The organism is Amycolatopsis mediterranei (genome assembly GCF_026017845.1).
Classification (GTDB): Bacteria; Actinomycetota; Actinomycetes; order Mycobacteriales; family Pseudonocardiaceae; genus Amycolatopsis; species Amycolatopsis mediterranei.
Map to the genome: position 1 here is coordinate 3,112,932 of NZ_CP100416.1, position 22,907 is coordinate 3,135,838.

24 protein-coding genes are annotated in these 22,907 nt (G+C 71.1%); 16 read left to right on the forward strand and 8 right to left on the reverse strand.

What is annotated here, in order from left to right; genetic code table 11:
• Positions 1–24: 24 nt before the first annotated feature.
• From ISP_RS14880 to mptB, 3 genes are read right to left on the reverse strand one after another with little or no spacing between them, the layout of a single operon-like run.
• The gene (locus ISP_RS14880; RefSeq protein ID WP_013224693.1) at positions 25–810 is read right to left on the reverse strand and encodes an ABC transporter permease; all 786 of its coding nucleotides are present in this window, start codon (positions 808–810) and stop codon (positions 25–27) included.
• The gene (locus tag ISP_RS14885; protein WP_013224694.1) at positions 807–1,733 is read right to left on the reverse strand and encodes an ABC transporter ATP-binding protein; all 927 of its coding nucleotides are present in this window, start codon (positions 1,731–1,733) and stop codon (positions 807–809) included. The genes ISP_RS14880 and ISP_RS14885 overlap by 4 nt, the downstream gene beginning before the upstream one ends.
• Positions 1,734–1,739: 6 nt before the next feature.
• Positions 1,740–3,371 carry a polyprenol phosphomannose-dependent alpha 1,6 mannosyltransferase MptB gene (gene mptB, locus ISP_RS14890; RefSeq protein WP_013224695.1) on the reverse strand — a complete coding sequence of 544 codons (1,632 nt, stop codon included), beginning with the start codon at positions 3,369–3,371 and terminating at the stop codon, positions 1,740–1,742.
• Positions 3,372–3,530: 159 nt separating this feature from the next.
• Between mptB and ISP_RS14895 the strand changes: the two genes are divergently transcribed.
• Genes ISP_RS14895 through ISP_RS14925 form a run of 7 tightly spaced genes read left to right on the forward strand, consistent with a single transcriptional unit; the run spans position 3,531 to position 9,936 of the window.
• On the forward strand, positions 3,531–4,343 hold the full coding sequence (locus ISP_RS14895) for a helix-turn-helix transcriptional regulator (RefSeq protein WP_176742174.1): 813 nt from the start codon (positions 3,531–3,533) through the stop codon (positions 4,341–4,343).
• Positions 4,340–5,788: a Fe-S cluster assembly protein SufB gene (sufB, locus tag ISP_RS14900; protein WP_013224697.1), complete on the forward strand. Its 1,449-nt coding sequence runs from the start codon at positions 4,340–4,342 to the stop codon at positions 5,786–5,788. Before ISP_RS14895 ends, sufB begins: the two co-directional genes overlap by 4 nt.
• A gap of 2 nt (positions 5,789–5,790) precedes the next feature.
• Entirely contained in the window at positions 5,791–6,963 is a 1,173-nt protein-coding gene (gene sufD / locus ISP_RS14905) for a Fe-S cluster assembly protein SufD (RefSeq protein WP_013224698.1), read from the forward strand.
• A 28-nt stretch (positions 6,964–6,991) separates the two neighbouring features.
• Positions 6,992–7,762, forward strand: coding sequence for a Fe-S cluster assembly ATPase SufC (sufC, locus tag ISP_RS14910; protein WP_013224699.1), 771 nt, complete (start codon positions 6,992–6,994; stop codon positions 7,760–7,762).
• 40 nt (positions 7,763–7,802) lie between these two features.
• Positions 7,803–9,092, forward strand: coding sequence for a cysteine desulfurase (locus ISP_RS14915; protein WP_013224700.1), 1,290 nt, complete (start codon positions 7,803–7,805; stop codon positions 9,090–9,092).
• Entirely contained in the window at positions 9,089–9,538 is a 450-nt protein-coding gene (gene sufU, locus ISP_RS14920) for a Fe-S cluster assembly sulfur transfer protein SufU (protein WP_013224701.1), read from the forward strand. Before ISP_RS14915 ends, sufU begins: the two co-directional genes overlap by 4 nt.
• A complete protein-coding gene (locus tag ISP_RS14925) occupies positions 9,535–9,936 on the forward strand; it encodes a metal-sulfur cluster assembly factor (protein ID WP_013224702.1) in 402 nt (133 codons plus the stop codon). Before sufU ends, ISP_RS14925 begins: the two co-directional genes overlap by 4 nt.
• Before the next feature lie 7 nt (positions 9,937–9,943).
• On the opposite strand, the gene ISP_RS14930 is transcribed toward ISP_RS14925, so the two are convergent.
• Positions 9,944–10,720, reverse strand: coding sequence for a DUF4184 family protein (locus ISP_RS14930; protein ID WP_071831613.1), 777 nt, complete (start codon positions 10,718–10,720; stop codon positions 9,944–9,946).
• A 17-nt stretch (positions 10,721–10,737) separates the two neighbouring features.
• Between ISP_RS14930 and ISP_RS14935 the strand changes: the two genes are divergently transcribed.
• Positions 10,738–11,070 (forward strand): YnfA family protein, encoded by a 333-nt coding sequence (locus ISP_RS14935; protein ID WP_013224704.1) that lies wholly within the window; start codon positions 10,738–10,740, stop codon positions 11,068–11,070.
• Between the two features lie 29 nt (positions 11,071–11,099).
• Positions 11,100–11,879, forward strand: a complete 780-nt coding sequence (gene lepB / locus ISP_RS14940) for a signal peptidase I (protein WP_230468786.1) — start codon at positions 11,100–11,102, stop codon at positions 11,877–11,879.
• Here the strand turns inward: lepB and ISP_RS14945 are convergent.
• Positions 11,803–13,749, reverse strand: coding sequence for an ABC1 kinase family protein (locus ISP_RS14945; protein ID WP_013224706.1), 1,947 nt, complete (start codon positions 13,747–13,749; stop codon positions 11,803–11,805). The two genes, lepB and ISP_RS14945, sit on opposite strands and share 77 nt — an antisense overlap.
• Positions 13,750–13,932: 183 nt before the next feature.
• Between ISP_RS14945 and ISP_RS14950 the strand changes: the two genes are divergently transcribed.
• From ISP_RS14950 to ISP_RS14965, 4 genes are all read left to right on the forward strand, one after another.
• A complete protein-coding gene (locus ISP_RS14950; RefSeq protein ID WP_013224707.1) occupies positions 13,933–14,472 on the forward strand; it encodes a snapalysin family zinc-dependent metalloprotease in 540 nt (179 codons plus the stop codon).
• 187 nt (positions 14,473–14,659) lie between these two features.
• Positions 14,660–15,886 (forward strand): sensor histidine kinase, encoded by a 1,227-nt coding sequence (locus ISP_RS14955; RefSeq protein ID WP_013224708.1) that lies wholly within the window; start codon positions 14,660–14,662, stop codon positions 15,884–15,886.
• Positions 15,883–16,536, forward strand: a complete 654-nt coding sequence (locus tag ISP_RS14960) for a response regulator (protein WP_013224709.1) — start codon at positions 15,883–15,885, stop codon at positions 16,534–16,536. Before ISP_RS14955 ends, ISP_RS14960 begins: the two co-directional genes overlap by 4 nt.
• Positions 16,537–16,555: 19 nt before the next feature.
• Complete coding sequence (locus ISP_RS14965) at positions 16,556–17,260, forward strand: class I SAM-dependent methyltransferase (protein WP_013224710.1); 705 nt, start codon at positions 16,556–16,558, stop codon at positions 17,258–17,260.
• A 2-nt stretch (positions 17,261–17,262) separates the two neighbouring features.
• On the opposite strand, the gene ISP_RS14970 is transcribed toward ISP_RS14965, so the two are convergent.
• Genes ISP_RS14970 through cysD form a run of 3 tightly spaced genes read right to left on the reverse strand, consistent with a single transcriptional unit; the run spans position 17,263 to position 20,410 of the window.
• On the reverse strand, positions 17,263–17,634 hold the full coding sequence (locus ISP_RS14970; RefSeq protein ID WP_013224711.1) for a VOC family protein: 372 nt from the start codon (positions 17,632–17,634) through the stop codon (positions 17,263–17,265).
• A gap of 32 nt (positions 17,635–17,666) precedes the next feature.
• Positions 17,667–19,478, reverse strand: coding sequence for an adenylyl-sulfate kinase (cysC, locus tag ISP_RS14975; RefSeq protein ID WP_013224712.1), 1,812 nt, complete (start codon positions 19,476–19,478; stop codon positions 17,667–17,669).
• Positions 19,478–20,410 (reverse strand): sulfate adenylyltransferase subunit CysD, encoded by a 933-nt coding sequence (gene cysD, locus ISP_RS14980; protein WP_014466878.1) that lies wholly within the window; start codon positions 20,408–20,410, stop codon positions 19,478–19,480. Before cysD ends, cysC begins: the two co-directional genes overlap by 1 nt.
• Before the next feature lie 39 nt (positions 20,411–20,449).
• On the opposite strand from cysD, the gene ISP_RS14985 reads away from it, so the two are divergent.
• The 3 genes from ISP_RS14985 to ISP_RS14995 are packed head-to-tail and all read left to right on the forward strand — an operon-like array spanning position 20,450 to position 22,901.
• A complete protein-coding gene (locus ISP_RS14985) occupies positions 20,450–20,929 on the forward strand; it encodes a nuclear transport factor 2 family protein (protein WP_034284359.1) in 480 nt (159 codons plus the stop codon).
• Positions 20,926–22,116: a hypothetical protein gene (locus ISP_RS14990; protein ID WP_013224715.1), complete on the forward strand. Its 1,191-nt coding sequence runs from the start codon at positions 20,926–20,928 to the stop codon at positions 22,114–22,116. The genes ISP_RS14985 and ISP_RS14990 overlap by 4 nt, the downstream gene beginning before the upstream one ends.
• Positions 22,113–22,901, forward strand: a complete 789-nt coding sequence (locus ISP_RS14995; protein ID WP_013224716.1) for an SDR family oxidoreductase — start codon at positions 22,113–22,115, stop codon at positions 22,899–22,901. The genes ISP_RS14990 and ISP_RS14995 overlap by 4 nt, the downstream gene beginning before the upstream one ends.
• Positions 22,902–22,907 lie beyond the last annotated feature (6 nt).

Sequence of the window (22,907 nt, forward strand, 5' to 3'; positions counted from 1 at the left end):
GGTTTTACCCGTCCACACAGGACCTCAGGTGAGCTTCGTCGTCCGCGAAGCCACCGCGCCCGCGACCACCGCCCAGACCGCGAGCACCGCCATCGGCCCGGGCGCGAACACCCCGTCGACCAGCGCCGCTCGCATCCCCTCCGCCAGTGCGCCCGACGGCAGCAGCTCCACCACGCGCGCCAGCCCCGAGGGCAGGGAAGACGGCGCCAGCAGGATGCCGCCCGCCAGCAGCAGGGCGAACCACACGATGTTCGCCAGCGCCAGCACGGCCTCCGCCCGCAGGGCGCCGCCCAGCAGCACACCCAGCGCACCGAACGCGAGCGTCCCCAACACAAGCAGCACCAAGGCCGACAAAAGCCCGGACAGCGACGGCGACCAGCCCAGGAACGCCGCCACCACGCCGATGATCACCGACTGCAGGGCCACGACCACCAGCGCCGCCGCCAGCCGGCCCGCCACCAGCAGCCAGCGCGGCAACGCCGTCGCCGAGAGGCGCTTCAGCACCCCGTAGCGCCGGTCGAAGCCGAGGGCGATCGCCTGGCCGGTGAACGCCGAGGACATCACCGCCAGCGCCAGGATGCGGGGGGTGATCCAGTCCACTTTGGACGTCGAGCCGAGCGAGGACGCCGGCAGGATGTCCAGCAGGGACAGCCCGATCAGCAACGCCAGCGGGATCAACAGGGTCAGCAGCACCTGCTCGCCGTGGCGCAACGTCAGGCTCACCTCGACGCGCGCGTGCGTGCGCAACATCCGGCCCAGGGACCCCCGGCCGGGCGCCGGGGTGAACACGCCGGGCTCGAACACGCTCATGCCCGCAGCTCCCGTCCGGTCAGCTCCAGGAAGACCTCTTCCAGGGTCCGCTTGCCGACCTGCAGTTCCTCCGGCAGCACGCCCTGCTGCGCGCACCACGCCGTCACCGTCGACACCACCTGCGGGTCGACCGAGCCCACCACCACGTACGTCCCCGGCGCCGACTCGCGCACCGCGTAACCCTCCGGCAGCGCCGCGGTCAGCAGGGCCGTGTCGAGCCGCGTGCGGGCCTTGAACCGCAGCCCCGCGTTGCCCGTCTCGTCCATCGTCAGCGACTGCGGCGCGCCGGACACGACGACCTTGCCGTGGTCCATGATCACCACCGTGTCGGCCAGCGCCTCGGCCTCCTCCATCAGGTGCGTGGTCAGCAGCACCGAGACGCCGTCGGCGCGCAGCGCGCCCAGCAGGTCCCACACCAGGCGCCGGGCCTGCGGGTCCATCCCGGCGGTCGGCTCGTCGAGGAACACCAGCTCCGGGCGCCCGACCAGGGCGCACGCCAGCGAAAGCCGCTGCTGCTGGCCGCCGGAGAGGCGCTTGAACGGCGTCCGCCGCACCGAGGCCAGGCCGAGGACGTCCAGCAGCCACGCCGGGTCCAGCGGGGTGGCGGCGCAGGAGGCGACCAGGTTCAGCATCTCGTCGGCGCGGACGCCGGGGTAGGCGCCGCCGCCCTGGGGCATGATCCCGACGCGGGGACGCAACTCGGCCGACTCGCGGACCGGGTCGAGGCCGAGCACGTGCACCGAACCGGCGTCAGCGCGGAGGAAGCCTTCGCAGATCTCGACGGTGGTGGTCTTGCCGGCCCCGTTCGGGCCGAGCAGGGCGAGCAGGCTGCCGCGCTCCATCCGCAGGTCGAAGCCGTCGACCGCGCGGGTGGAGCCGTAGCTTTTGACCAGCCCGCTGATCTCGACGGCAGGGACACTCACATCGGGTCACGATACGGCGTCGACCGGCTCGGGCACCCGCGGGGACGGCTTGGAGAGCAACACGGGAGCGAGCCGCCGCACGATCAGCATCCCGCCGCCACAGACGACGATCGCCGCGACGTAGGCGAACGGCAGCACGTACGGGCGGCCGTCGAAGGTGCTGCCCGTCGGCGGGAGGAGGAACGGCAGGGCGGCCGACAGCACCGCCGCCGCCACCCGGAACCGCGAGGTCCCGGCCGCGGCGGCGAGCGGGATCACCGCCCAGAGCACGTACCAGGGCTGCAGGTTGATCTGCAGGATCATCACCGCGCCCATCGAGACGCCGAGCCCGATGATCGGCCGGTAGCGCCACTTGAAGCTGTCCCACAGGAACTTGACGGTGATCCCGACGGCGACGAGGTAGCCGAGCACGCCGAGGATCGGCACCAGCGCGTCGGTGTGGTTGCCCAGCCCGAGCGCGATGCCGAGGACGCCGGAGAGGTTGGCCAGCTCGGCGGTGGGGGAGATCCAGGAGCGGACCAGGCCGGGGGTGTTGAACGTCGCCCCGAACCAGCCGAAGCCGAGCCCGGTGCCGAAGCAGACGGCGACCAGGACCACGCCGAACCACAGCGCCATCGGCACGCCGGCCACGAACAGGTCCTTGAGGCGGCCGTGCCAGCGCCGGGCCACCATCACCGCGAAGAACGGCAACGCGAACACCGCGGGCAGCTTCACCGCGACGCCGAGGGTGATGATCGCGACGCCGAGCCCGATGTACAGCAGCTCCCCGCGCGCGAGCGGGGGCGGGGTGTCGCCCTTCACCCGGATCGGCAGCCGCCGGATGCCCACCTCCAGCCCGGCGAGCATCAGGCCGACGGCGAGCGCGTCGTTGTGGGCGCCCGCGACGAAGTGGAAGATCAGCAGCGGGTTCAGGGCGCCGAGCCACAGCGCGGTCGCGGGCTGGACGCCGAACCGCCGGGCCAGCCGCGGCAGCGCCCAGACGATGAGGACCACGCCGGCCAGCGCGAGCACGCGCTGCAGCAGCACGCCGACCGCGATGCTGTTGCCGGCCAGCGGGGCGAGCCAGCCGCCGAGGCGCAGCACGACCGGCCCGTACGGCGCCGGCGTCTCCCGCCACATGTTCGACACGCCCGCGGTGAACTTGTCCGCGACGCCGAGGGCCTGCGCCGGGCCGAGGGTGTAGGGGTCCATCCCGCGGTGCACGATCTCGCTCTGGGCGAGGTAGCTGTAGACGTCGCGGGAGAACAGCGGCGGGATGACCAGCAGCGGCAGCACCCACAGCGCGATGGTGCGCGCGAGCTGGCCCTGCGACGCCAGCCGGGTGCGGCTGGGCTGGGCGAACCGGCCGAGCATCAGCCAGCTCAGCACCAGGATGCCCATCCCGGAGATGGCGATGGCCAGCGAGACCGTCGGGATCCGGGTGAACAGCCGCAGCACCGGGATCTCCTGCACCGGGTTGATCACCGGGGCGGCGCCGGCGCCGAGGGAGCCGAGCGCGAGGAAGAGCGAGCCGACCGTGCCGAAGCGGCGGACGACGTCCAGCCCGCGCTGCTCGGCGGCCTCCAGGGGGAGCGGTTCGCGGGGGTGGACCGGGGAGAGCGTCACCGGGTGGGCACTGCCGGTTTCGAGCCGTGCCACTTGCTGGTCCTGTTCGCCCACTGCCACGCGTGCAGGATATCGGTCCGCCCCCGAGTGAGTCGGGTCACTGCCGGACACCCCGCCTTTGCCGACCGGCGGGAAATAAGACACACTTGTGTTGTGAAAAAGACGGAGGCGGGTGACCAGGCGGGCGGCGGCATGCCGCGTGCCCTGCACCCGCACGTTCCGTCGCAGGTCAGCGCCGAGGGCAAGACCCGCCAGGAGGTCGCCCGGCTGCTGCTGGAACAGGGTCCCATGACCGCCGTCGTGGTCGCCGAGCAGCTCGGGATCAGCCCCACCGCCGTCCGTCGGCACCTGGACGCTCTTCTCGCGGATGGCGAAGCCGAGACGCGGGACGCGCCGCGGCGAGGACCCCGGGGCCGGGGCCGTCCGGCGAAGCTCTTCCTGCTGACCGAGCCCGGCCGCGCCCGCTTCGGGCACGCCTACGACGACCTGGCCGTCTCCGCCATCCGCTTCCTGGCCGAGCACGCCGGGGAAGACGCTGTCCGCGCCTTCGCCGAGCAGCGCATCGAGAAGCTGGTCGGCCCGCACCGCTCCGCGATCACCGCACCGGGTGATCCGGCGGCCCGCGCGGAGGCCCTCGCGACCGCGCTGAGCAGGGAAGGCTACGCTGCGTCGACCCGCCAGATCGGCGCTGGTGCCCTCGAAAAGCAGGCGCCGGGGCAGAACACCGGGGCCCAGCTCTGCCAGCACCACTGTCCGGTCGCCCACGTGGCCGCGGAGTTCCCGCAGCTGTGCGAGGCCGAGACCGAGGCGTTCGCCAAGCTGCTGGGCACCCACGTCCAGCGGCTGGCGACCATCGCACGCGGTGACTCCGTGTGCACCACCCACGTACCCGTCACGGCGGGTCAGCCGGCCCATCCCGAGCCGGTAAGCACAGAGCCTCCGAGGGCGGCCCCGCTGCGGTCCCCGGAGGAAGCACGGATCCCGAATGGAGGGAAACCCGCATGACTGCCGCTGCCGAGCAGCGCACTCCCACCACCGCGCCACTGAGCCAGGAAGAGACCATCGAGTCCCTTGGCAAGTACGCGTTCGGCTGGGCCGACTCCGACGAGGCGGGCGCCAGCGCCCGTCGCGGGCTGAACGAGGATGTCGTCACCGACATCTCCGGGAAGAAGTCCGAACCGGAGTGGATGCGCGAAGCGCGACTGAAGGCGCTCAAGCTCTTCGAGAAGAAGCCCATGCCCAACTGGGGGGCCGACCTCTCCGGGATCGACTTCGAGAACATCAAGTACTTCGTGCGGTCCACGGAGAAGCAGGCCACCTCCTGGGAGGACCTGCCCGAGGACATCAAGAACACGTACGACCGGCTCGGCATCCCCGAGGCGGAGAAGCAGCGCCTCGTCGCCGGGGTCGCCGCGCAGTACGAGTCCGAGGTCGTCTACCACCAGATCCGCGAGGACCTGGAAGAGCAGGGCGTCCTGTTCCTGGACACCGACTCCGCGCTCAAGCAGCACCCGGAGCTGTTCCAGGAGTACTTCGGCTCGGTCATCCCGGCCGGCGACAACAAGTTCTCCGCGCTGAACACGGCGGTGTGGTCCGGCGGCTCGTTCATCTACGTGCCGAAGGGCGTGCACGTCGAGATCCCGCTGCAGGCCTACTTCCGGATCAACACCGAGAACATGGGCCAGTTCGAGCGCACCCTGATCATCGTCGACGAAGACGCCTACGTGCACTACGTCGAGGGTTGCACGGCGCCGATCTACCAGTCCGACTCGCTGCACTCGGCGGTCGTGGAGATCATCGTCAAGAAGGGCGCCCGCTGCCGCTACACGACCATCCAGAACTGGTCGAACAACGTCTACAACCTGGTCACCAAGCGCGCCAAGTGCGAAGAGGGCGCGACCATGGAATGGATCGACGGCAACATCGGTTCCAAGGTGACGATGAAGTACCCGTCGGTGTTCCTCATGGGCGAGCACGCCAAGGGCGAGGTCCTGTCGGTCGCGTTCGCGGGCGAGGGCCAGCACCAGGACGCGGGCGCCAAGATGGAGCACCTCGCGCCGTACACGTCCTCGACCATCGTGTCGAAGTCGGTGGCGCGCGGCGGCGGCCGCACCTCCTACCGCGGCCTGGTCCGCGTGGCGAAGCGCGCGCACCACTCGCGCTCCAGCGTCGTCTGCGACGCGCTGCTGGTGGACACCATCTCGCGCTCGGACACGTACCCGTACGTGGACATCCGCAACGACGAGGTGTCGATGGGCCACGAGGCCACGGTGTCCAAGGTCAGCGAAGACCAGCTGTTCTACCTGATGTCGCGCGGCCTCGACGAGGCCGAAGCGATGGCGATGATCGTGCGCGGCTTCGTGGAGCCGATCGCCCGTGAGCTGCCGATGGAGTACGCGCTCGAGCTGAACCGCCTGATCGAGCTCCAGATGGAAGGGTCCGTCGGCTAGTCATGTCGGTTACCGAGAACAACGTTTCCGAGGCTCTTCGCGAGGGGGCGGTCATTCCGGCCGCCTCCCGCGCGGAGCGCTTCACCTCCTACGACGTCGAGGCCTTCGAGGTCCCGGGCGGCCGCGAGGAGAACTGGCGCTTCACGCCGATGAAGCGCCTTCGCGGCCTTCACGACGGCAGCGCCACCGCGACCGGCGAGATCACCATCGATGTCGAGGCCGCGCCCGAGCTGAAGATCGAGACCGTCGGCCGGGACGACGAGCGGCTGGGTGCCGCCGGTGTCCCGAGCGACCGGATCGCCGCCCAGGCGTACTCGGCGTTCACCAAGGCCACCGTCGTGACGGTGCCGAAGGAGACCAAGGCGTCGAAGCCGTCGGTGCTGCGCATCCACGGGCCGGGCGAGGACCAGGTCGCCTACGGGCACCTGCAGGTCCGCGCCGAGGCGTTCGCGGAGGCCGTCATCGTGCTCGACCACGTCGGTTCCGGCACCTACGCCGACAACGTCGAGTTCGTCATCGGCGACGGCGCCAAGGTCACCGTGGTCAGCGTCCAGGACTGGGCCGACGACGCGGTGCACGTCTCCGAGCAGCACCTGAAGCTGGGCCGCGACGCCGCGCTGCGGCACACCGTGATCACCCTCGGCGGCGACCTCGTGCGGGTCTCGCCGACCGCGACGTTCGCCGACAAGGGCGGCGACGTCGAGATGCTCGGCGTCTACTTCGCCGACCGGGGCCAGCACCAGGAGCACCGGCTCTTCGTCGACCACGCGGTGCCGAACTGCAAGTCGCGCGTGATGTACAAGGGCGCGCTGCAGGGCGAAGGCGCACACACGGTGTGGATCGGCGACGTCCTGATCCGCGCCGCGGCCGAGGCCACCGACACCTACGAGCTCAACCGCAACCTGGTGCTCACCCCCGGCGCCCGCGCGGACTCGGTGCCGAACCTCGAGATCGAGACCGGCGAGATCGAAGGCGCCGGCCACGCGAGCGCGACGGGAAGGTTCGACGACGAGCAGTTGTTCTACCTGCAGTCGCGCGGGATCGCCGAAGAAGCCGCGCGGCGCCTGGTCGTGCGCGGGTTCTTCCACGAGATCCTGGTCAAGATCGACGTCCCCGAGGTGCGCGAGCGCCTCGAAGCGGCGATCGAAGCCGAGCTCGAAGCCGTTGGCGCCTGACCGCCCTCTCTGACTTAGGAAACGAAGAATGGCAACGCTGGAAATCAAGGACCTGCACGCCTCGGTGACCACCGAGGAAGGCGCCAAGGAGATCCTCAAGGGCGTCAACCTGACCATCAAGTCGGGCGAGACCCATGCGATCATGGGCCCGAACGGCTCGGGCAAGTCCACGCTGTCCTACGCCATCGCGGGTCACCCCAAGTACCAGGTGACCTCCGGCGAGGTGCTCCTCGACGGCGAGAACGTCCTCGAGATGAGCGTCGACGAGCGCGCCCGCGCCGGCCTCTTCCTGGCCATGCAGTACCCGGTCGAGGTGCCCGGCGTGTCCATGTCCAACTTCCTCCGCACCGCGGCCACCGCGGTCCGTGGCGAGGCCCCCAAGCTGCGCCACTGGGTCAAGGAGGTCAAGGAGGAGATGGGCAAGCTCGAGATCTCGCAGGAGTTCGCCGAGCGCTCGGTCAACGAGGGCTTCTCCGGCGGCGAGAAGAAGCGCCACGAGATCCTGCAGCTGGCGCTGCTCAAGCCGAAGTTCGCCATCCTCGACGAGACCGACTCCGGCCTCGACGTCGACGCGCTGCGGATCGTCTCGCAGGGCGTCAACGAGTACAAGGCCAACGGCGAGGTCGGCGTCATGCTGATCACGCACTACACCCGGATCCTGCGGCACATCACGCCGGACTTCGTGCACGTCTTCGCCGGCGGCAAGATCGTCGAGTCGGGCGGCAAGGAGTTGGCGGACGAGCTGGAGGAGAACGGCTACGTCAAGTACGTGGGCAAGCCCGAGCCCGCCGCGCTCTGACGTTTCCCAGTAGGACACCGAGAAGAGAGGAGTCGGCCCGATGACCACCACCTCGGCCAGCTCTGTGCCACTCGACGTGGCGGCCCTCAGGGCCGACTTCCCCATCCTGTCGCGTACGGTCCGCGACGGGAAACCCTTGGTGTACCTGGACTCCGGGGCGACGTCGCAACGCCCGACCGCGGTGTTCGAGGCCGAACGCGAATACGTGTTCACGTCGAACGCCGCCGTCCACCGCGGTGCCCACCAGCTGTCCGAAGAGGCGACCGACGCCTACGAGTCCGCGCGCGCGAAGATCGCGGAGTTCGTCGGCGCCGACGCCGAGGAGCTGGTGTTCACGAAGAACGCGACCGAGGGCATCAACCTCGTCGCGTACTCGATGAGCAACGCCGCCACGGCCGGTCCCGAAGCTGCGCGTTTCGTCGTCGGCCCGGGTGACGAGATCGTCATCACCGAAATGGAGCACCACGCCAACCTCGTGCCGTGGCAGCAGCTGTGCCAGCGCACCGGGGCGACGCTGAAGTGGTTCAAGGTGACCCCTGATGGCCGCCTCGATCTGTCCGATGTGGACGAGCTGATCACCGAGCGCACCAAGGTGGTCGCGTTCGCGCACCAGTCCAACGTGCTCGGCACGGTCAACCCCGTCTCGCTGCTGGTCGAGAAGGCCAAGGCGGTCGGTGCGCTCACCGTGCTCGACGCCTGCCAGTCCGTTCCGCACTTCGCGGTCGACTTCCACGCCCTCGGCGTCGACTTCGCCGTGTTCTCCGGGCACAAGATGCTCGGCCCGTCCGGCATCGGCGTCCTTTATGGACGCACCGAGCTGCTGTCGGCGATGCCGCCGTTCCTCACCGGCGGGTCGATGATCGAGATGGTCCGCATGGAGGGCTCGACCTTCGCGCCGCCGCCGCAGCGGTTCGAGGCAGGCGTGCCGATGACGTCGCAGGCCATCGGTCTCGGTGCGGCCGTCGACTACCTCTCGGCCATCGGCATGGACCGCGTCGCGGCCCACGAGAAGGAGCTCGCCGCGGCGGCCCTCGAGGGCATCGGCGCCATCCCGGGCGTCCGGATCATCGGGCCGACGGACCTGGCGGACCGCGGCGCGACGGTGTCGTTCGTGATCGACGGCGTGCACCCGCACGACGCCGGCCAGGTGCTCGACAGCCTCGGCATCGCGGTCCGCGTCGGTCACCACTGCGCGTGGCCGCTGCACCGGGCCTGCAACGCGCAGGCGACCGTGCGCGCGTCGTTCTACCTCTACAACGACCTGTCCGAAGTGGACGCCCTGGTGGCCGGGGTCCGCGAGGCGCAGAAGTTCTTCGGGGTGAGCCAGTGAACTTGGAGAGCATGTACCAGGAGATCATCCTGGACCACTACAAGCACCCGCACGGGCGCGGCCTGCGCGAGGAGTTCGACGCCGAGTCGTTCCAGGTCAACCCGACCTGCGGCGACGAGGTGACGCTGCGGGTGAAGCTCGACGACGGGAAGGTCGCCGACGTCTCCTACGACGGCCAGGGCTGCTCGATCAGCCAGGCGTCGACGTCGGTCATGACGGACCTGGTCGTCGGGCACACCGTCGAGGAGGCATTCACCACCATGGACGCCTTCGTGGAACTGATGCAGGGCAAGGGAAAGGTCGAGCCGGACGAGGACGTGCTGGAGGACGGGGTCGCCTTCGCGGGCGTCGCCAAGTACCCCGCCCGCGTGAAGTGCGCCCTCCTCGGCTGGATGGCTTTCAAGGACGCCGTCGCCCGGACCACCAGTGGAGCTGAGAAAGCATGACCGAAGACACCGCCACCGACGCGCGCGAGGGCCGCACGGCCGCCGATCTCGACGCCGAAACCACCGCGACGCAGGACCTCGACCTCGCCAAGCTCGAGGACGTCGAGGAAGCCATGCGCGACGTCGTCGACCCGGAGCTCGGCATCAACGTCGTCGACCTCGGGCTGGTCTACGACATCCGCGTCGAGCCGGACAACACCGCGACCATCGACATGACGCTGACGTCCGCGGCCTGCCCGCTGACCGACGTCATCGAGGACCAGACGTCGGCGGCGCTGACGTCGGGCGGCCTGGTCAAGGACTTCCGGATCAACTGGGTCTGGATGCCGCCGTGGGGCCCGGAGAAGATCACCGAGGACGGCCGCGAGCAGCTGCGCGCCCTCGGCTTCACCGTCTGAACCGGTTTTAGTCGAGCGGGTCACCTTCCGAGGTGGCCCGCTTGGTGTATAACGCCCCATACCGCGCGTGCCAGGCCAGCGCGTAGAGCACGAGCGCGACGACGAACCCGCTGCAGGCGCCCGTGACGAGCAGGTAGGTCGCGTTGCCGGCCACGTCGGCGCGGGTCATCGGGTCGTGGTGGGCCAGGAACGGCAGCGCTTCGAGGAGCCCGCCGGTGAGCGTGCCTGCCGCCAGGAACGCGGCGACGGTCTTGCGGTGGCGGATGCCCGACGGTGCCGGTGTGACGGGGGCGGTGCGGTACCAGCGCCACAGCCACCAGGCGAGGATCGCGGCGCCGACGATCGTGCTGATCAGCTGGATGAGCCGGCCGACGTCGACGCCGGTGACGAGCGGGGTCCGCAAGAACGCCGGCCCGCCGCTTTCGTGGGTGAAGGCGTCCCAGCCGACGTGCGTGGCGGCGCCGAGCACCAGCGAAAGCGCGATCCAGCCCGGCTTCCGCCAGTCGAAGCGGCGGGGGAGCCGTCCGGCGAGCGGGCCGGGTGCCAGCGCCAGGAGCGGCCGCTTCAGCAGCACCTGGAACACGGCCAGCAGGACGAGCGCGATGAGCGGGTCCAGCCAGAGGACCGCGGTGAACTCGTGGGTCTCCGTCAGGCCCACACTGTGGAGCCGCGGTACGAACCAGAAGACGTCCGGCGCGACCGACCCGGCGACGAGCGCCGAGGGCACCAGCGGTCGTCGCGCCAGGGGGAGCACAGCGGCAGGATGACTCAGTGTGAACGGCACGGGGTTAGTATCCCGGGGTGGTCCTGCGGTCGATCGTCCTGTTCCTGGCCGCGGCGGTGTGCGAGATCGGCGGCGCCTGGCTGATCTGGCAAGGCATCCGCGAACACCGGGGTCTGCTGTGGATCGGCGGCGGGGTGGTGGCACTGGGCGTGTACGGCTTCGTGGCGACCCTCCAGCCGGACGCCCACTTCGGCCGCATCCTCGCCGCGTACGGCGGGGTGTTCGTGGCGGGCTCGCTGGCCTGGGGCGTGGTCGCGGACGGCTACCGCCCCGACCGCTACGACGTCATCGGCGCCTTGCTGTGCCTGGCCGGGGTCGCGGTGATCATGTACGCGCCTCGCACCGGGTAACGCCGCAGGTGGGCGGGCGATAGATCGGCGTGACCGAACTCGCCTTCCCGCCCGCACCGCCTGACGTGCCGAAGCGGCGCTGGATCTCGCCCGCCCTCGTGGTGTGCGTCATCGTGACCGTGCTCGGCATCGGCGGCACGGTTTCCGGGCTGGGGCTGATGTTCTTCAGCTACCGGAGCTTTACGGTTCCGGGGTCGGTGATGAGCCCGGCGCTGAAGCCGGGCGGCTCGATCGTCGTGCGGGCCCGCCGGGGCGAGGAGGTCCACCGCGGGGACGTGGTGATGTTCGACCGCAGCGCGTTCGCCCATCCGGACAGTGCCGGTCTCAGCGCCTTCCGGGTCGTCGCGGTCGCCGGGGACGTCGTCGCCTGCTGCACCGGTGGGCAGCTGTCGGTGGACGGCCGGCCGATCAGCGAGACCTACCTCAGCCAGGACCAGTACGCCCACGACTCGAGGGCCACGATGCCGTTCCTCACCCGCATGCACGAAGGCGAGGTGTTCGTCCTGGGCGACGAGCGGGGGAAGGCCATGGACTCGCGCTTCCACGGGGTCGTCCGGCTGTCCGGGGTCGACGGGTTCGTGGTCGGCACCGGGGGCGTCTTCCGCCCGGAGCCACTGCCGCGCACCACCGCGTTCACCGACGCCGGCCTGCCGGGCGCGCCGTTCGACGACCGGATGTACCCCGCGCTGCGCTGGTGCCTGCTCGGCGGTGCGGTCGTCTTCTTCGCCGGCTTCACCGGGCTGATCGTGACGGTCGTCCGGACCGCCGGAAGACGACGAAGAGCAGCCGCAGGCCCACCAGGGCACTGATCACCAGCAGGTTGTAGCCGAACACCTGGTGCAGCGTCAGGTCCGCGGCGATCCGCGGCCCGCCCGAGCCGGTCAGCAGGAACACGGCCATCAGCCCGGTCGCCGCGCCGACGAAGGCCAGCAGGGCTTCGTGGACCAGGCCGGTGACGACGTCGCGGTCGCGTTCGTCGGAGAACAGCCGGACGTTCACCGACAGCCGGCCCTCCTCCAGCGCCGCGCCGATCCGGTCGATGCGGCGGGGGATGCGGCGCAGCACCGGCAGCAGCGCCGTCAGCTCGCCGACCGCCGTGCGGCCGAGCGAGCCCGGCCGCAGCCCGGCGCCGACCTGCTCGACAGCGAACGCGCGGGACTCGGCGACGACGTCGAAGCCGGGATCCAGCGCGGCCAGGGTGCCCTCGACCGTGGCCAGCGCGCGGAACACCGCGGCCACCGGCGGTGGCACGCTGAGCCGGAAGTCCGCGACCACCCGGAACAGGCCGGTGAACAGGTCGAGGTCGGGGGTGCGGCCGGGACCGAAGTGCCGGGCGACCAGGGCGCCGAGGGCGCGTTCGAGGCGCTGTTCGTCGATTTCGCCGGTGCGGTCGACGATTTCGAGCAGCCCGTCGCGCAGGCCCGCCGGGTCGCCGCGGTCCAGGGCGAGCAGGAGGTTCTGCAGGCCGCCGCGCAGGCCGCTGTCGAGCCGGCCGACCGAGCCGAAGTCGAGCAGGCCGAGACGGCCGTCGCTCAGCAGCATGAGGTTGCCCGGGTGGGGGTCGGCGTGGAAGACGCCGCCGATCATCACCTGGTCGAGCAGGCAGCGCAGGAGCGAGCGCGCCAACCGCTTGCGCTCGGCCGCGGGCAGCGCGTCCTTCGCCGCGGTGAGTGGCCGGCCGGCCAGCCGGGACATGACCAGCACGCGGTCGGTGGAGAGTCCTTTGTGGACCTTCGGCAGCCCGACGTCCGGGGAGCCGGTGGCCGCGATGGCGCCGATGTTGCGGGCTTCGATGGTGAAGTCGAGTTCTTCGGCCAGCGCGGCGGCGAACCCGTCGGCCAGTTCGGTGACGCCGAGTGTCCGCGCCCAGTCCGCGCGGTCCTCGCACGCCGCGGCGACGCGCCGGAGGATGGCGATGTCGCGTTCGGCCTGCTCCCGCACACCCGGCCGCTGGACCTTGACCACGACGTCTTCGCCACTGCGCAGCTTCGCGCGGTAGACCTGCGCCACCGACGCGGCGGCCAGCGGTTCGGGGTCGAACTCGGCGAAGACGTCGTCGGGGGAGCCGCCGAGTTCGTCGGCCAGCAGCGCCCGCACGGCGTCGGCGGGGGCGGGCGCAACCCGGTCCTGCAGCCGGCCGAGCTCGTCGGCGAACACCGGGGGCAGCAGGTCCGCGCGGGTGGAGAGCAGCTGGCCGAGTTTCACGAACGTCACCCCGCCCTCTTCCAGCGCGCGGCGCAGGGACCGCGCGAGCTTGGCGTGCCGCCCCGGCGCGAGGCCGGGTTCGCGGCGGCCGGTCAGGTAACGGCCGAGGCCGTGCTTGACCGCGATCCGGCTGATCTGCGCGTACCGGCGGGCGCGGGAGAGCCGGCCCCGCAGCCGGCCGAGCCCGATGCCGTGGGGGAATGCCATCTCGGCGACGAACAGGAAGATGAGGGCCGCGAGGAAAGCGCTGCCCGCCAACGGGATCAGCAGGCCGAGGGCCGCGCCGCCGTGGTGCAGCAGCGAACCGGGGAAGGCCTGCGCGATGCTCCCGGCGACGAGCCACCCGAACGCGGCGGCGCACAGGGCGCGCACGGCACCGATCCGGACGCCGAGCACGCGCCGGGCCGCGGCGACGAGCGGCCACAGCAGGAGCACGTACAGGGGGAGGGTCAGCAGGCCCAGCAAGATGTCCATCGGTTCCCTTTCGCCGGGAACGAGCAGACCACGGCGGCCGCCGCGGGCGGCTCACGCGGCGGCGGGAGGAGTCTCCCTCCCGCGGGGGAACGACTTTCGGCCGTGGCCCCGGCTGTGGTGGCCTTCTAACCTGATCGCGCGAACCACGGTGAAGTGCTTCCTGAACCGGACGAAGGAGACACGATGAACGGACGCGTGATGGGCCGGGTGGCGGCGTTGGTCATTGCGGCCCCGCTGGCCCTGGGCTTGGCCACCGCCCCGGCCGCCTCGGCGGCGGCTGTCACGACGCTGTACTACAGCTCTTCGGGCGCGCCGGACTACCTCGCCCAGATCGACCAGGGCGCGGCCAACTGGAACGCCGCGGTCACCGACGTGAAGCTGGTCAAGCGGAACACGAGCGCCACCATCGTGTTCCACGAAATCCACAGCGGCGGCTCGTACACGAACACGAACGGCCACGGCCGCGGGCAGATCTACCTGGACACGAGCCAGGTGGCGGAAGGGTTCGACCCGACCCGCATCGCGGCGCACGAGCTGGGGCACAACCTGGGCCTGCCGGACCACTACAGCGGCCCGTGCACGGAGCTGATGTCCGGCCACGGCCCGGGCACGGCGTGCAAGAACGCGAAGCCGTCTGCGGCGGAAGCGGCGAAGGTGCAGTCCTTGTGGGTGAACGGATTGGTGGCCCAGGCGGCTGCCGAGAACCGCGCGGTCGCTTACTGAGGCTTTCTCGCGGCAGGTTGTCCACAACTCCGCCGAGGTGTGGGCAACCAGGCCGCGGCTGCCGCTTTTCCGGCTTTTCGACGGACCTGCTCGATAGACTGGCCTGGGGGCCGCCCCCGGGAGGGTGGGGGGTCGCTCCCGCGCGAGAGGGAGGCGCCCACCGGCGTCCGGCTGCGAAGATCGGCCGGTGCGCATCTTCGGGCCCCTGACGAGCAAGGCGACCTACCGCCGCTGGGTCTACCTCGTCCTCGGTGGCGCCATCAGCGTGCCCTACCTGCTGTTCTCCGCGGTCGCCGTGCCGTCGCTGTTTCCCTTCGTCACCACGCCGGACCGGGCCGTCGCCGTCGGCGGGCTGCTCACCCTGGCCGTGCTGGCCGGGACCGCCTTCCTGCCCGCCGTCCACGTCCTGGAGTCCACCGCCGTCCGCGAGCTGCTCGACGACCCGGTGCCGGACGCGCCCGCGAAACCGCACACCCGCCAAGGCCGGCTGCGCGCCGCGGTGATGTTCGTGCTGCACGTCGGGGCCGGGTTCGTCGTCAGCTTCTTCAGCCTCGCCGCCCCCGTCGCGATCGGGCTGTCGATCAGCGCCGTCTTCACCGGGGAACTCTTCCGGACCGGCGAGGGCGACGCCGTCACCGTGCCGGCCGGCTGGGCCTCGGTGTGGCTGCCGGTGGTTCTCCTGTTCGGCCTGGTCCTGCTGATCTACGCCGTCAGCGTGGTCGGCGGGCTGCTGCGCCGGGCGGCGACCGGGCTGCTCGGGACCACCGCCGCCGACCGGATCGCCCGGCTCGAACGGCGGACCGAGCAGCTCGCCGAACGCAACCGCCTGGCCCGGGAGCTGCACGACTCGGTCGGGCACGCGCTGAGCGTCGTCACCGTCCAGGCGGGCGCCGCCCGGCGGACGCTGCGCACCGACCCCGACTTCACCGAGCGGGCGCTGGGCGCCATCGAGGAGTCCGCCCGCACCGCGCTCGACGACCTCGACCACGTCCTCGGTCTGCTGCGGGAGGAGACGGCCGGCCGGACGCCGCTGCCGACGCTCACGGCGCTGCCCGCCCTGCTCGAAACGACCCGGCTCGCCGGCACCGACGTCACCGCCGAGCTCGGTGGCGACCTGGCCGCCGTGCCGCCGGTGGTGTCGCGCGAGGTCTACCGGATCCTGCAGGAATGCCTGACCAACGCGGTGCGCCACGCCGGTAGGGTCCCGGTGACGGTGGTCGTCGGCGTCGCGGCGCACGAGCTGCGCGCACGGGTCGCCAACCCGTTGGGGAGCGGCGCTCGCCGGTCCGGGGGCGGCCGGGGCCTGCGCGGGATGGCCGAACGGGTGGCGGTGCTGGGTGGGGAGCTGTCGGCCGGGCCGGTCGACGGGCAGTGGGAGGTCGTGGTGCGGGTGCCGTGGGGGAGCGGGCGATGAGTGTGCGGGTGCTGCTGGTCGACGACGAGCCGCTGATCCGGGCCGGGCTCCGGGCGATCGTCGACAGCGAAGCCGGCTTGAGCGTGGTCGGCGAGGCCGCCGACGGCGCGGAGGTGCCCGGGCTGGTGGCCCGGCTGCGCCCCGACGTCGTGCTGATGGACGTGCGGATGCCCGCGGTCGACGGGATCCGGGCCACCACCCACCTGATGTCCACTGTGGACGAGCCGCCGAAGGTGATCGTGGTGACCACCTTCGAAAACGACGACTACGTCTACGACGCACTCGTCGCGGGGGCCAGCGGTTTCCTGCTCAAGCGCGCCCGGCCGGAGGAGATCGTCGCGGCCATCCGGACCGTCGTGGCCGGCGAATCGCTGCTGTTCCCGGCGGCGATCCGCCGGCTGGCCGCCCAGCACGCCCCGGCCCCGGCCGGTGACGGCCTGGCCTCGGCCGGGCTGACCGAACGCGAGCGCGACGTGCTGCGGCTGGTGGCCGCCGGACTGTCCAATGTGGAGATCGCGAGCGAGCTGTACGTGGGTGTCCAGACGGTGAAGACCCACGTGGGCAACGTGCTCGCGAAGCTGGGCGCGCGGGATCGCACCCAGGCGGTGATCCGGGCGTACGACTCGGGCTTCGTGACGCCGTCGCGCTGATTCGGGCAAGATGGGCCGCATGACTGCCGCATACGACGACTTCGCCGAGGCGTACACGGCCGAGAACGAAAACAGCCTGATGAACGCCTATTACGAACGGCCCGCGACCCTGGCGCTGGTCGGCGACGCGGCCGGACGGCGGATCCTCGACGCCGGCTGTGGCTCCGGCCCGCTGTCCGCGGCGCTGCGGGAGCAGGGCGCGGTCGTGACCGGGATCGACCAGAGCGCCGAAATGCTGGCGCACGCCCGGCGGCGGCTCGGCGACGGCGCGGACCTGCGGGTCGCCGACCTGGCCGGCCCACTGCCCTTCGCCGACGGAGAGTTCGACGACGTCATCGCGTCCCTGGTGCTGCACTACCTGCGGGACTGGGACCCGGTGCTCGCCGAGCTGCGGCGCGTCCTGAAACCCGGCGGCCGCCTCATCGCCTCGGTCAACCACCCGATGATGGTCAACCTGACGCACCGCCACGAGGGGCCCCGGCCCGACTACTTCGAGTCCTACACCTGGACCGACGAGTTCGAGCTCCACGGTCGGAAAGCCCGGATGACCTTCTGGAACAAGCCGCTGCACGCGATGACGGACGCCTTCACCGCGGCGGGTTTCCGGATCGCCGTCATCAGCGAACCGCACCCCGTGCCGCCCGCCCGCGAGCTGTTCCCCGGCGACTTCGAAATCCTTGACACCTTCCCGAGCTTCCTCTTCTTCGTCCTGGAAGCCGAATAGGCTCAGTCGAGGCAGAACTCATTGCCCTCGACGTCCTGCATCGTCAGGCACGACTCGTTCTCCTCGTCCGCCTTCTGGAGCCACAGGCGTTTCGCGCCGAGCGCCTCCAGGCGCGCGCACTCGGCCTCGAGCGCGGCAAGGCGCTCTTCACCGACGAGCCCGGTGCCGACCCGCACGTCGAGGTGCACGCGGTTCTTCACGACCTTGCCTTCGGGCACGCGCTGGAAGTACAGCCGCGGGCCCACGCCCGTGGGATCGGTGCAGGCGAGGCCCGAGCTGTGCAGCTCGTACCCCAGCACCTCGCACCAGAACCGGGCGACGCGCTCGGGTTCCGCGCAGTCGAAGGTGACCTGGACCTGCCTGACCGACGTCATGAAGGACACCTTAACGGCGCGAGCAAGCGAATTCAGCCCAGATCGTCCAAGAGCGCCTGGATCGCCGCCGCCATCGCCGCCGGGTCGCCGTCGCCCGGGCGCAGCACCAGATCGGGCGACGCGGGGCGCTCGTAGGGAGCGTCGATGCCGGTGAAGCCGGTGATCTCCCCGGCGCGCGCCTTCGCGTACATGCCCTTCGGGTCGCGGGCTTCGCAGACCTCCAGGGGCGTGTCGACGAAGACCTCCACGAACGGCAGCCCGTCGTGGGCCGCCCGAGCCCGGGCCCGGTCCTCCGAGTACGGGCTGATCAGGGACGCGATCGCCACCACGCCCGCGTCCGCGAACAGGCGCGCGACCTCCGCCACCCGCCGGACGTTCTCCGCGCGGTCCTCCGGGCTGAACCCCAACCCGGCATTGAGGCCGTGGCGCAGGTTGTCGCCGTCGAGCAGGTACGCCGGGCGGCCCGCCGCGACCAGGCGGCGCTCCAGCTCCACCGCCACCGACGACTTGCCCGACGCCGAAAGCCCGGTCAGCCACACCGTCGCGCCGCGGGTCGGGCGGTCCTCGCGCCGCACCGCCGCGGTGTGCCAGACGACCGGGGACACCGGTGCGCCGGTGATCATGCCCGCCGCGACCGTGTCGCCGGTGTGCTCGTCGACCAGCAGGAAGCCCCCGGTGGCCCGGTTGCGGCGGTACGGGTCGAACAGCAGCGGCGCCCGGGTGCGCAGCCGGATGCGGCCGATGTCGTTGAGCCGCAACGATTCCGCCGTCTCATCGCGGTGCAGGGTGGTGACGTCGAGGCGGTATTCCAGCCGCTCCACCGTGCCCCGCGTCTCGGTGGTCGTGTGCCGCACCGCGTACGTCGCGCCCGGCGTCAGCGCGGCGCGCTCGGAGAACCAGCAGACCAGGGCGTCGACCTCGCGGGCCGACTCCGCGCGGTTGCCCGGGCGGCACAGCATGGCCCCGCGGCCGAGGTCGAGGTCATCGGCCAGCTCCACGGCCACCGCCTGGCCCGTGAACGCCTCGGAGAGCGGGCTCCCGCCCGGTCCCCAGACCGCACGCACCTTCGACGTGAACCCCGACGGCAGCGCCACGACCTCGTCACCCGGCTTGAACACCCCGCCCGCGATGGTGCCCGCGTAGCCGCGGAAGTCGGACCGGCGGATCACGTACTGCACCGGGAACCGCGCGTCGATGAGGTTGCGGTCGGAGGCGACGTGCACCTCTTCGAGCTGGTGCAGCAGCGAGGTGCCTTCGTACCACGGCATGCTCGCGCTGCGGTGGACGACGTTGTCGCCGTGCAGCGCCGAAACCGGCACGAACGTCAGGTCGGCGACGTCGAGTTTCATCGCGAACCGGCGGAAGTCTTCGCGGATCTCGTCGAACCGCTCCTGGGACCACCCGACGAGGTCCATCTTGTTCACGCACACCACGAGGTGCCCGATCCCGAGCAGCGACGCCAGGAACGCGTGCCGTCGCGACTGCTCCAGCACGCCCTTGCGCGCGTCGACGAGGACCAGCGCCAGGTCGGCGGTGGACGCGCCGGTCACCATGTTCCGCGTGTACTGCAGGTGCCCCGGCGTGTCGGCGATGATGAACTTCCGCCGTGGTGTGGCGAAGTAGCGGTGGGCGACGTCGATGGTGATGCCCTGCTCGCGCTCGGCCCGCAGCCCGTCGGTGAGCAGGGCGAGGTCCGGGTAGTCCTCGCCGCGGTCCCGGCTGGCGCGTTCGACGGCGGCGAGCTGGTCGGTGAAGATCGCCTTCGAGTCGAACAGCAGCCGGCCGATCAACGTGGACTTCCCGTCGTCCACGCTTCCCGCCGTGGCGATCCTCAGCAGCTGCATCAGAAGTAGCCCTCCCGCTTGCGGTCTTCCATGCCTGCTTCGGAAATCCGGTCGTCGGCGCGGGTGGCGCCGCGCTCGGTGACGCGCGTGGCGGCCACCTCGGCGACCACTTCGGACGGTGTCGTCGCCGAGGACTCGACGCAGCCGGTGCACGTGGCGTCGCCGACGGTCCGGAAGCGCACGGTCGCCTCGTACGGCGTCTCACCGTCCAAAAGGGACAGGAAACGCGTGGCCGCCAGCAGCATGCCGTCGCGCTGGACCACGGACCGCTTGTGCGCGTAGTACAGCGGCGGCAGCGCGATCCGCTCGTCCCGGATGTACTGCCAGATGTCCAGCTCGGTCCAGTTCGACAGCGGGAAGACGCGGATGTGCTCGCCGCGGCGGTGCCGGCCGTTGTAGAGGTTCCACAGCTCCGGGCGCTGCGCCCGCGGGTCCCACTGGCCGTGCTCGTCGCGGAAGCTGAACACGCGCTCCTTCGCGCGGGCCTTCTCCTCGTCGCGGCGGGCGCCGCCGAACACGGCGTCGAAGCGGCCCTCGCGGATCGCCCGCAGCAGTGTCACCGTCTGCAGCCGGTTGCGGCTGGCCCGCGGCCCGGTCTCCTCGACGACGCGGCCGGCGTCGAGGTCGTCCTGCACGCTCGCCACCTCCAGGCGCAGGCCGAAGGCGGCGACGGTCTCGTCGCGGAACCGCAGCACCTCGTCGAAGTTGTGCCCGGTGTCGACGTGCAGCACGGGGAACGGCAGGGGCGCGGGCCAGAACGCCTTCGCGGCGGCGTGCAGCATCACCACCGAGTCCTTGCCGCCGGAGAAGAGCAGGACCGGGCGCTCGAAGGTCGCCGCGACTTCGCGGAAGACGTGCACGGCCTCCGCTTCGAGCGCGGCCAGGTGCGAGAGCTCGTACGAGGTCACGGACACCGGAAAAAAGTAGAACATGTTCTTGTCATCGGTCAAGCAGTGGGGGACCCTATGGGCATGGACCTGGTCGTACTCGAAGAGATCAAGCGGCTGAAGTACCGGTACCTGCGCGGGGTGGACCTGAAACTGTGGGACGAGGTGGCCGACACGTTCACCGCCGACGCCACCGCGAACTACGGGACGCACGCCGTGGGCGGGAACGGGAAGCAGTTCGAAGGCCGCGACGCCATCGTCGGATTCCTCACCCAGAGCCTCGGCAACGGCATCATCACCGTGCACCACGCGGCTCAGCCCGAAATCGACGTCGACGGCGACACCGCGACCGGGCGGTGGTCGTTCACCGACCGGGTGATCGTGCCCGACCACAAGGTGATCATCGAAGGTGCCGCGTTCTACGAAGACACCTACCGCCGCGAGAGCGACGGCGTCTGGCGGATGTCGCACATCGGGTACGTCCGGACCTACGAGTCGATGACGTCCTTCGACGCCATCCCGGGCTTCAAGCTGATCGCCAACCGCTGGGCCGTCCCGGCATGATCGAGAACGAGTTCTCGTTGACCCGGTCGTTCGCCGACGCCATCGTCGAGGCCGAGAAGCTGATCGCCGAGGCCCCGCCGGCGCAGACCGAGCAGGGCCTGCTCGAGGGCTACGACTACCTCGCGGGCAGCATCCGGGCGTCGCTGCAGATGGCCTGGGCCTACCAGCGCGACTTCCCGTACTTCACCGCGTCCACCGGGCCGTACACGAAGATGGGCCTGGACAACCCGGACACGCTGTACTTCAACGCGAACATCCGCGCCGACCGCGAGTACCTGGTCACCGGCGTCCGCGGGACCACCGCCGACCTGAGCTTCCAGGTCCTCAACGGCGACTACTCGCCGGTGGAGGTGCCCGACAGCCTCGCCGCGTTCGACGACCGGGCGATCGAGATCGGCCCGGACGGCCGGTTCGAGCTGCGGTTCGGCCCGGCGCGCGAGAACCCGGGCCCGAACTACTTCGTGCTCGGCGAGGGCTCGTCGATGCTCGTGGTCCGCGAGGTCTACAGCGACTGGGCGACCGAGCGGCGGGGCGAAATCCGCATCCGGTGCGTCGACACCGCGGGCCAGGCGCCGCCGGTGCCGGACCGCTCCGCGCTGGCCAAGCGCTACGGCGTCACCGGCAAGATCCTGCTGAGCCGGCTCAAGACGTTCCTGGCCTTCCCGAAGTGGTTCTACGACGACCTGCCGGTGAACACGCTGACCGAGCCGCGCTCGACGCCGGGCGGGCTCACCACGCAGTTCTCCTCGGCCGGGCACTACGAGCTCGGCCCCGAAGAGGCGATGATCGTCACCGTGCCGCGCTGCGCGGACGCGCCGTACCAGGGCATCCAGCTCGGCAGCCTCTGGTACGTCTCGCTCGACTACATCAACCACCAGACGAGCCTCACCGCCGACCAGGCCCGCGTCGACCCGGACGGCAAGATCCGGTTCGTGCTCGCCGAGCGCGACCCCGGCCTGGCGAACTGGCTGGAGCTGACCGGGCACGAGCGCGGGTACCTGCAGATCCGCTGGCAGCGGCTCGCCCGCGACCTCGGCCCGGACGACGGCCCGGTCGTCGAGGTGGTCAAGGCCGACGAACTGCCCGACCGGCTGCCCTACCACGCCGACGCGCGCGTGACGCCGGAGCAGTGGACGGCGAGGATCGCGGCCCGGCAGGACGCCGTCGCCGCCCGGATGCTGGGGTGAGCGTGGAGAACGTGCTGCAGGGCAAGGTCGTCGTCGTCTCGGGGATCGGTCCCGGGCTGGGCCGGTCGATCGCCGTGCGCAGCGCGCTGGCCGGCGCGGACGTCGTGCTCGCCGCGCGCACCGAGTCGAGGCTCAGTGAGGTCGCGAAGGAGGTGACCGACCTCGGCCGCCGGGCGGTCGCGGTCCGCACCGACATTGACGACGCGGACTCCGCCGCGAACCTGGTGAGCGAGGCGCTCGAGGCGTTCGGCCGGGTGGACACGGTGGTGCACAACGCCTTCGCCGTCCCGCCGCTGACCGATCTGGCGAAGGTGGAGTTCGACGCCGTCCGCGCGGGCTTCGAGACCGCGGCCATCTCGGTGCTCCGGCTGACCCGGCTGTTCCTGCCCGCGCTCAAGGAGAGCAAGGGCTCGCTGGTGATGATCAACTCGGCCGTGCTGCGGCACTCGCGGCGCACGTTCGGTGCCTACAAGATGGCGAAGTCGGCGCTGCTGTCGCTCTCGCAGAGCCTCGCCAGCGAGCTGGGGCCGGACGGCGTGCGCGTCAACACCGTGGCGCCCGGGTACATCTGGGGGCCGAACCTCCAGTGGTACTTCGCCTACCTGGCCAAGGAACGCGGCATCACGCCGGAGGAAGTCTACGCCGAAACGGCGTCCACAACAGACCTGCGCAAGCTGCCGGAACCCGACGAGATCGCCGACGCGGTGGTGTTCCTCGCCTCGCCCATGGCGCGCGCGATCACCGGGCAGTGCCTCGACGTCAACGGCGGCGAATACCACCACTAGGAGGAT

What these genes read in the sequence shown, in the direction of transcription:
- sufB (WP_013224697.1), top strand. Translation starts at nt 4,340, where the DNA reads ATGACTGCCGCTGCCGAGCAGCGCACTCCCACCACCGCGCCACTGAGC.
- sufC (WP_013224699.1), top strand. Translation starts at nt 6,992, where the DNA reads ATGGCAACGCTGGAAATCAAGGACCTGCACGCCTCGGTGACCACCGAG.
- cysC (WP_013224712.1), bottom strand. Translation starts at nt 19,478, where the DNA reads ATGCAGCTGCTGAGGATCGCCACGGCGGGAAGCGTGGACGACGGGAAG.
- ISP_RS14990 (WP_013224715.1), top strand. Translation starts at nt 20,926, where the DNA reads ATGATCGAGAACGAGTTCTCGTTGACCCGGTCGTTCGCCGACGCCATC.
- ISP_RS14985 (WP_034284359.1), top strand. Translation starts at nt 20,450, where the DNA reads ATGGACCTGGTCGTACTCGAAGAGATCAAGCGGCTGAAGTACCGGTAC.
- ISP_RS14960 (WP_013224709.1), top strand. Translation starts at nt 15,883, where the DNA reads ATGAGTGTGCGGGTGCTGCTGGTCGACGACGAGCCGCTGATCCGGGCC.
- cysD (WP_014466878.1), bottom strand. Translation starts at nt 20,410, where the DNA reads ATGTTCTACTTTTTTCCGGTGTCCGTGACCTCGTACGAGCTCTCGCAC.
- sufD (WP_013224698.1), top strand. Translation starts at nt 5,791, where the DNA reads ATGTCGGTTACCGAGAACAACGTTTCCGAGGCTCTTCGCGAGGGGGCG.
- ISP_RS14880 (WP_013224693.1), bottom strand. Translation starts at nt 810, where the DNA reads ATGAGCGTGTTCGAGCCCGGCGTGTTCACCCCGGCGCCCGGCCGGGGG.
- ISP_RS14925 (WP_013224702.1), top strand. Translation starts at nt 9,535, where the DNA reads ATGACCGAAGACACCGCCACCGACGCGCGCGAGGGCCGCACGGCCGCC.
- ISP_RS14915 (WP_013224700.1), top strand. Translation starts at nt 7,803, where the DNA reads ATGACCACCACCTCGGCCAGCTCTGTGCCACTCGACGTGGCGGCCCTC.
- ISP_RS14970 (WP_013224711.1), bottom strand. Translation starts at nt 17,634, where the DNA reads ATGACGTCGGTCAGGCAGGTCCAGGTCACCTTCGACTGCGCGGAACCC.
- ISP_RS14950 (WP_013224707.1), top strand. Translation starts at nt 13,933, where the DNA reads ATGAACGGACGCGTGATGGGCCGGGTGGCGGCGTTGGTCATTGCGGCC.
- ISP_RS14965 (WP_013224710.1), top strand. Translation starts at nt 16,556, where the DNA reads ATGACTGCCGCATACGACGACTTCGCCGAGGCGTACACGGCCGAGAAC.
- ISP_RS14895 (WP_176742174.1), top strand. Translation starts at nt 3,531, where the DNA reads ATGCCGCGTGCCCTGCACCCGCACGTTCCGTCGCAGGTCAGCGCCGAG.
- ISP_RS14945 (WP_013224706.1), bottom strand. Translation starts at nt 13,749, where the DNA reads ATGGACATCTTGCTGGGCCTGCTGACCCTCCCCCTGTACGTGCTCCTG.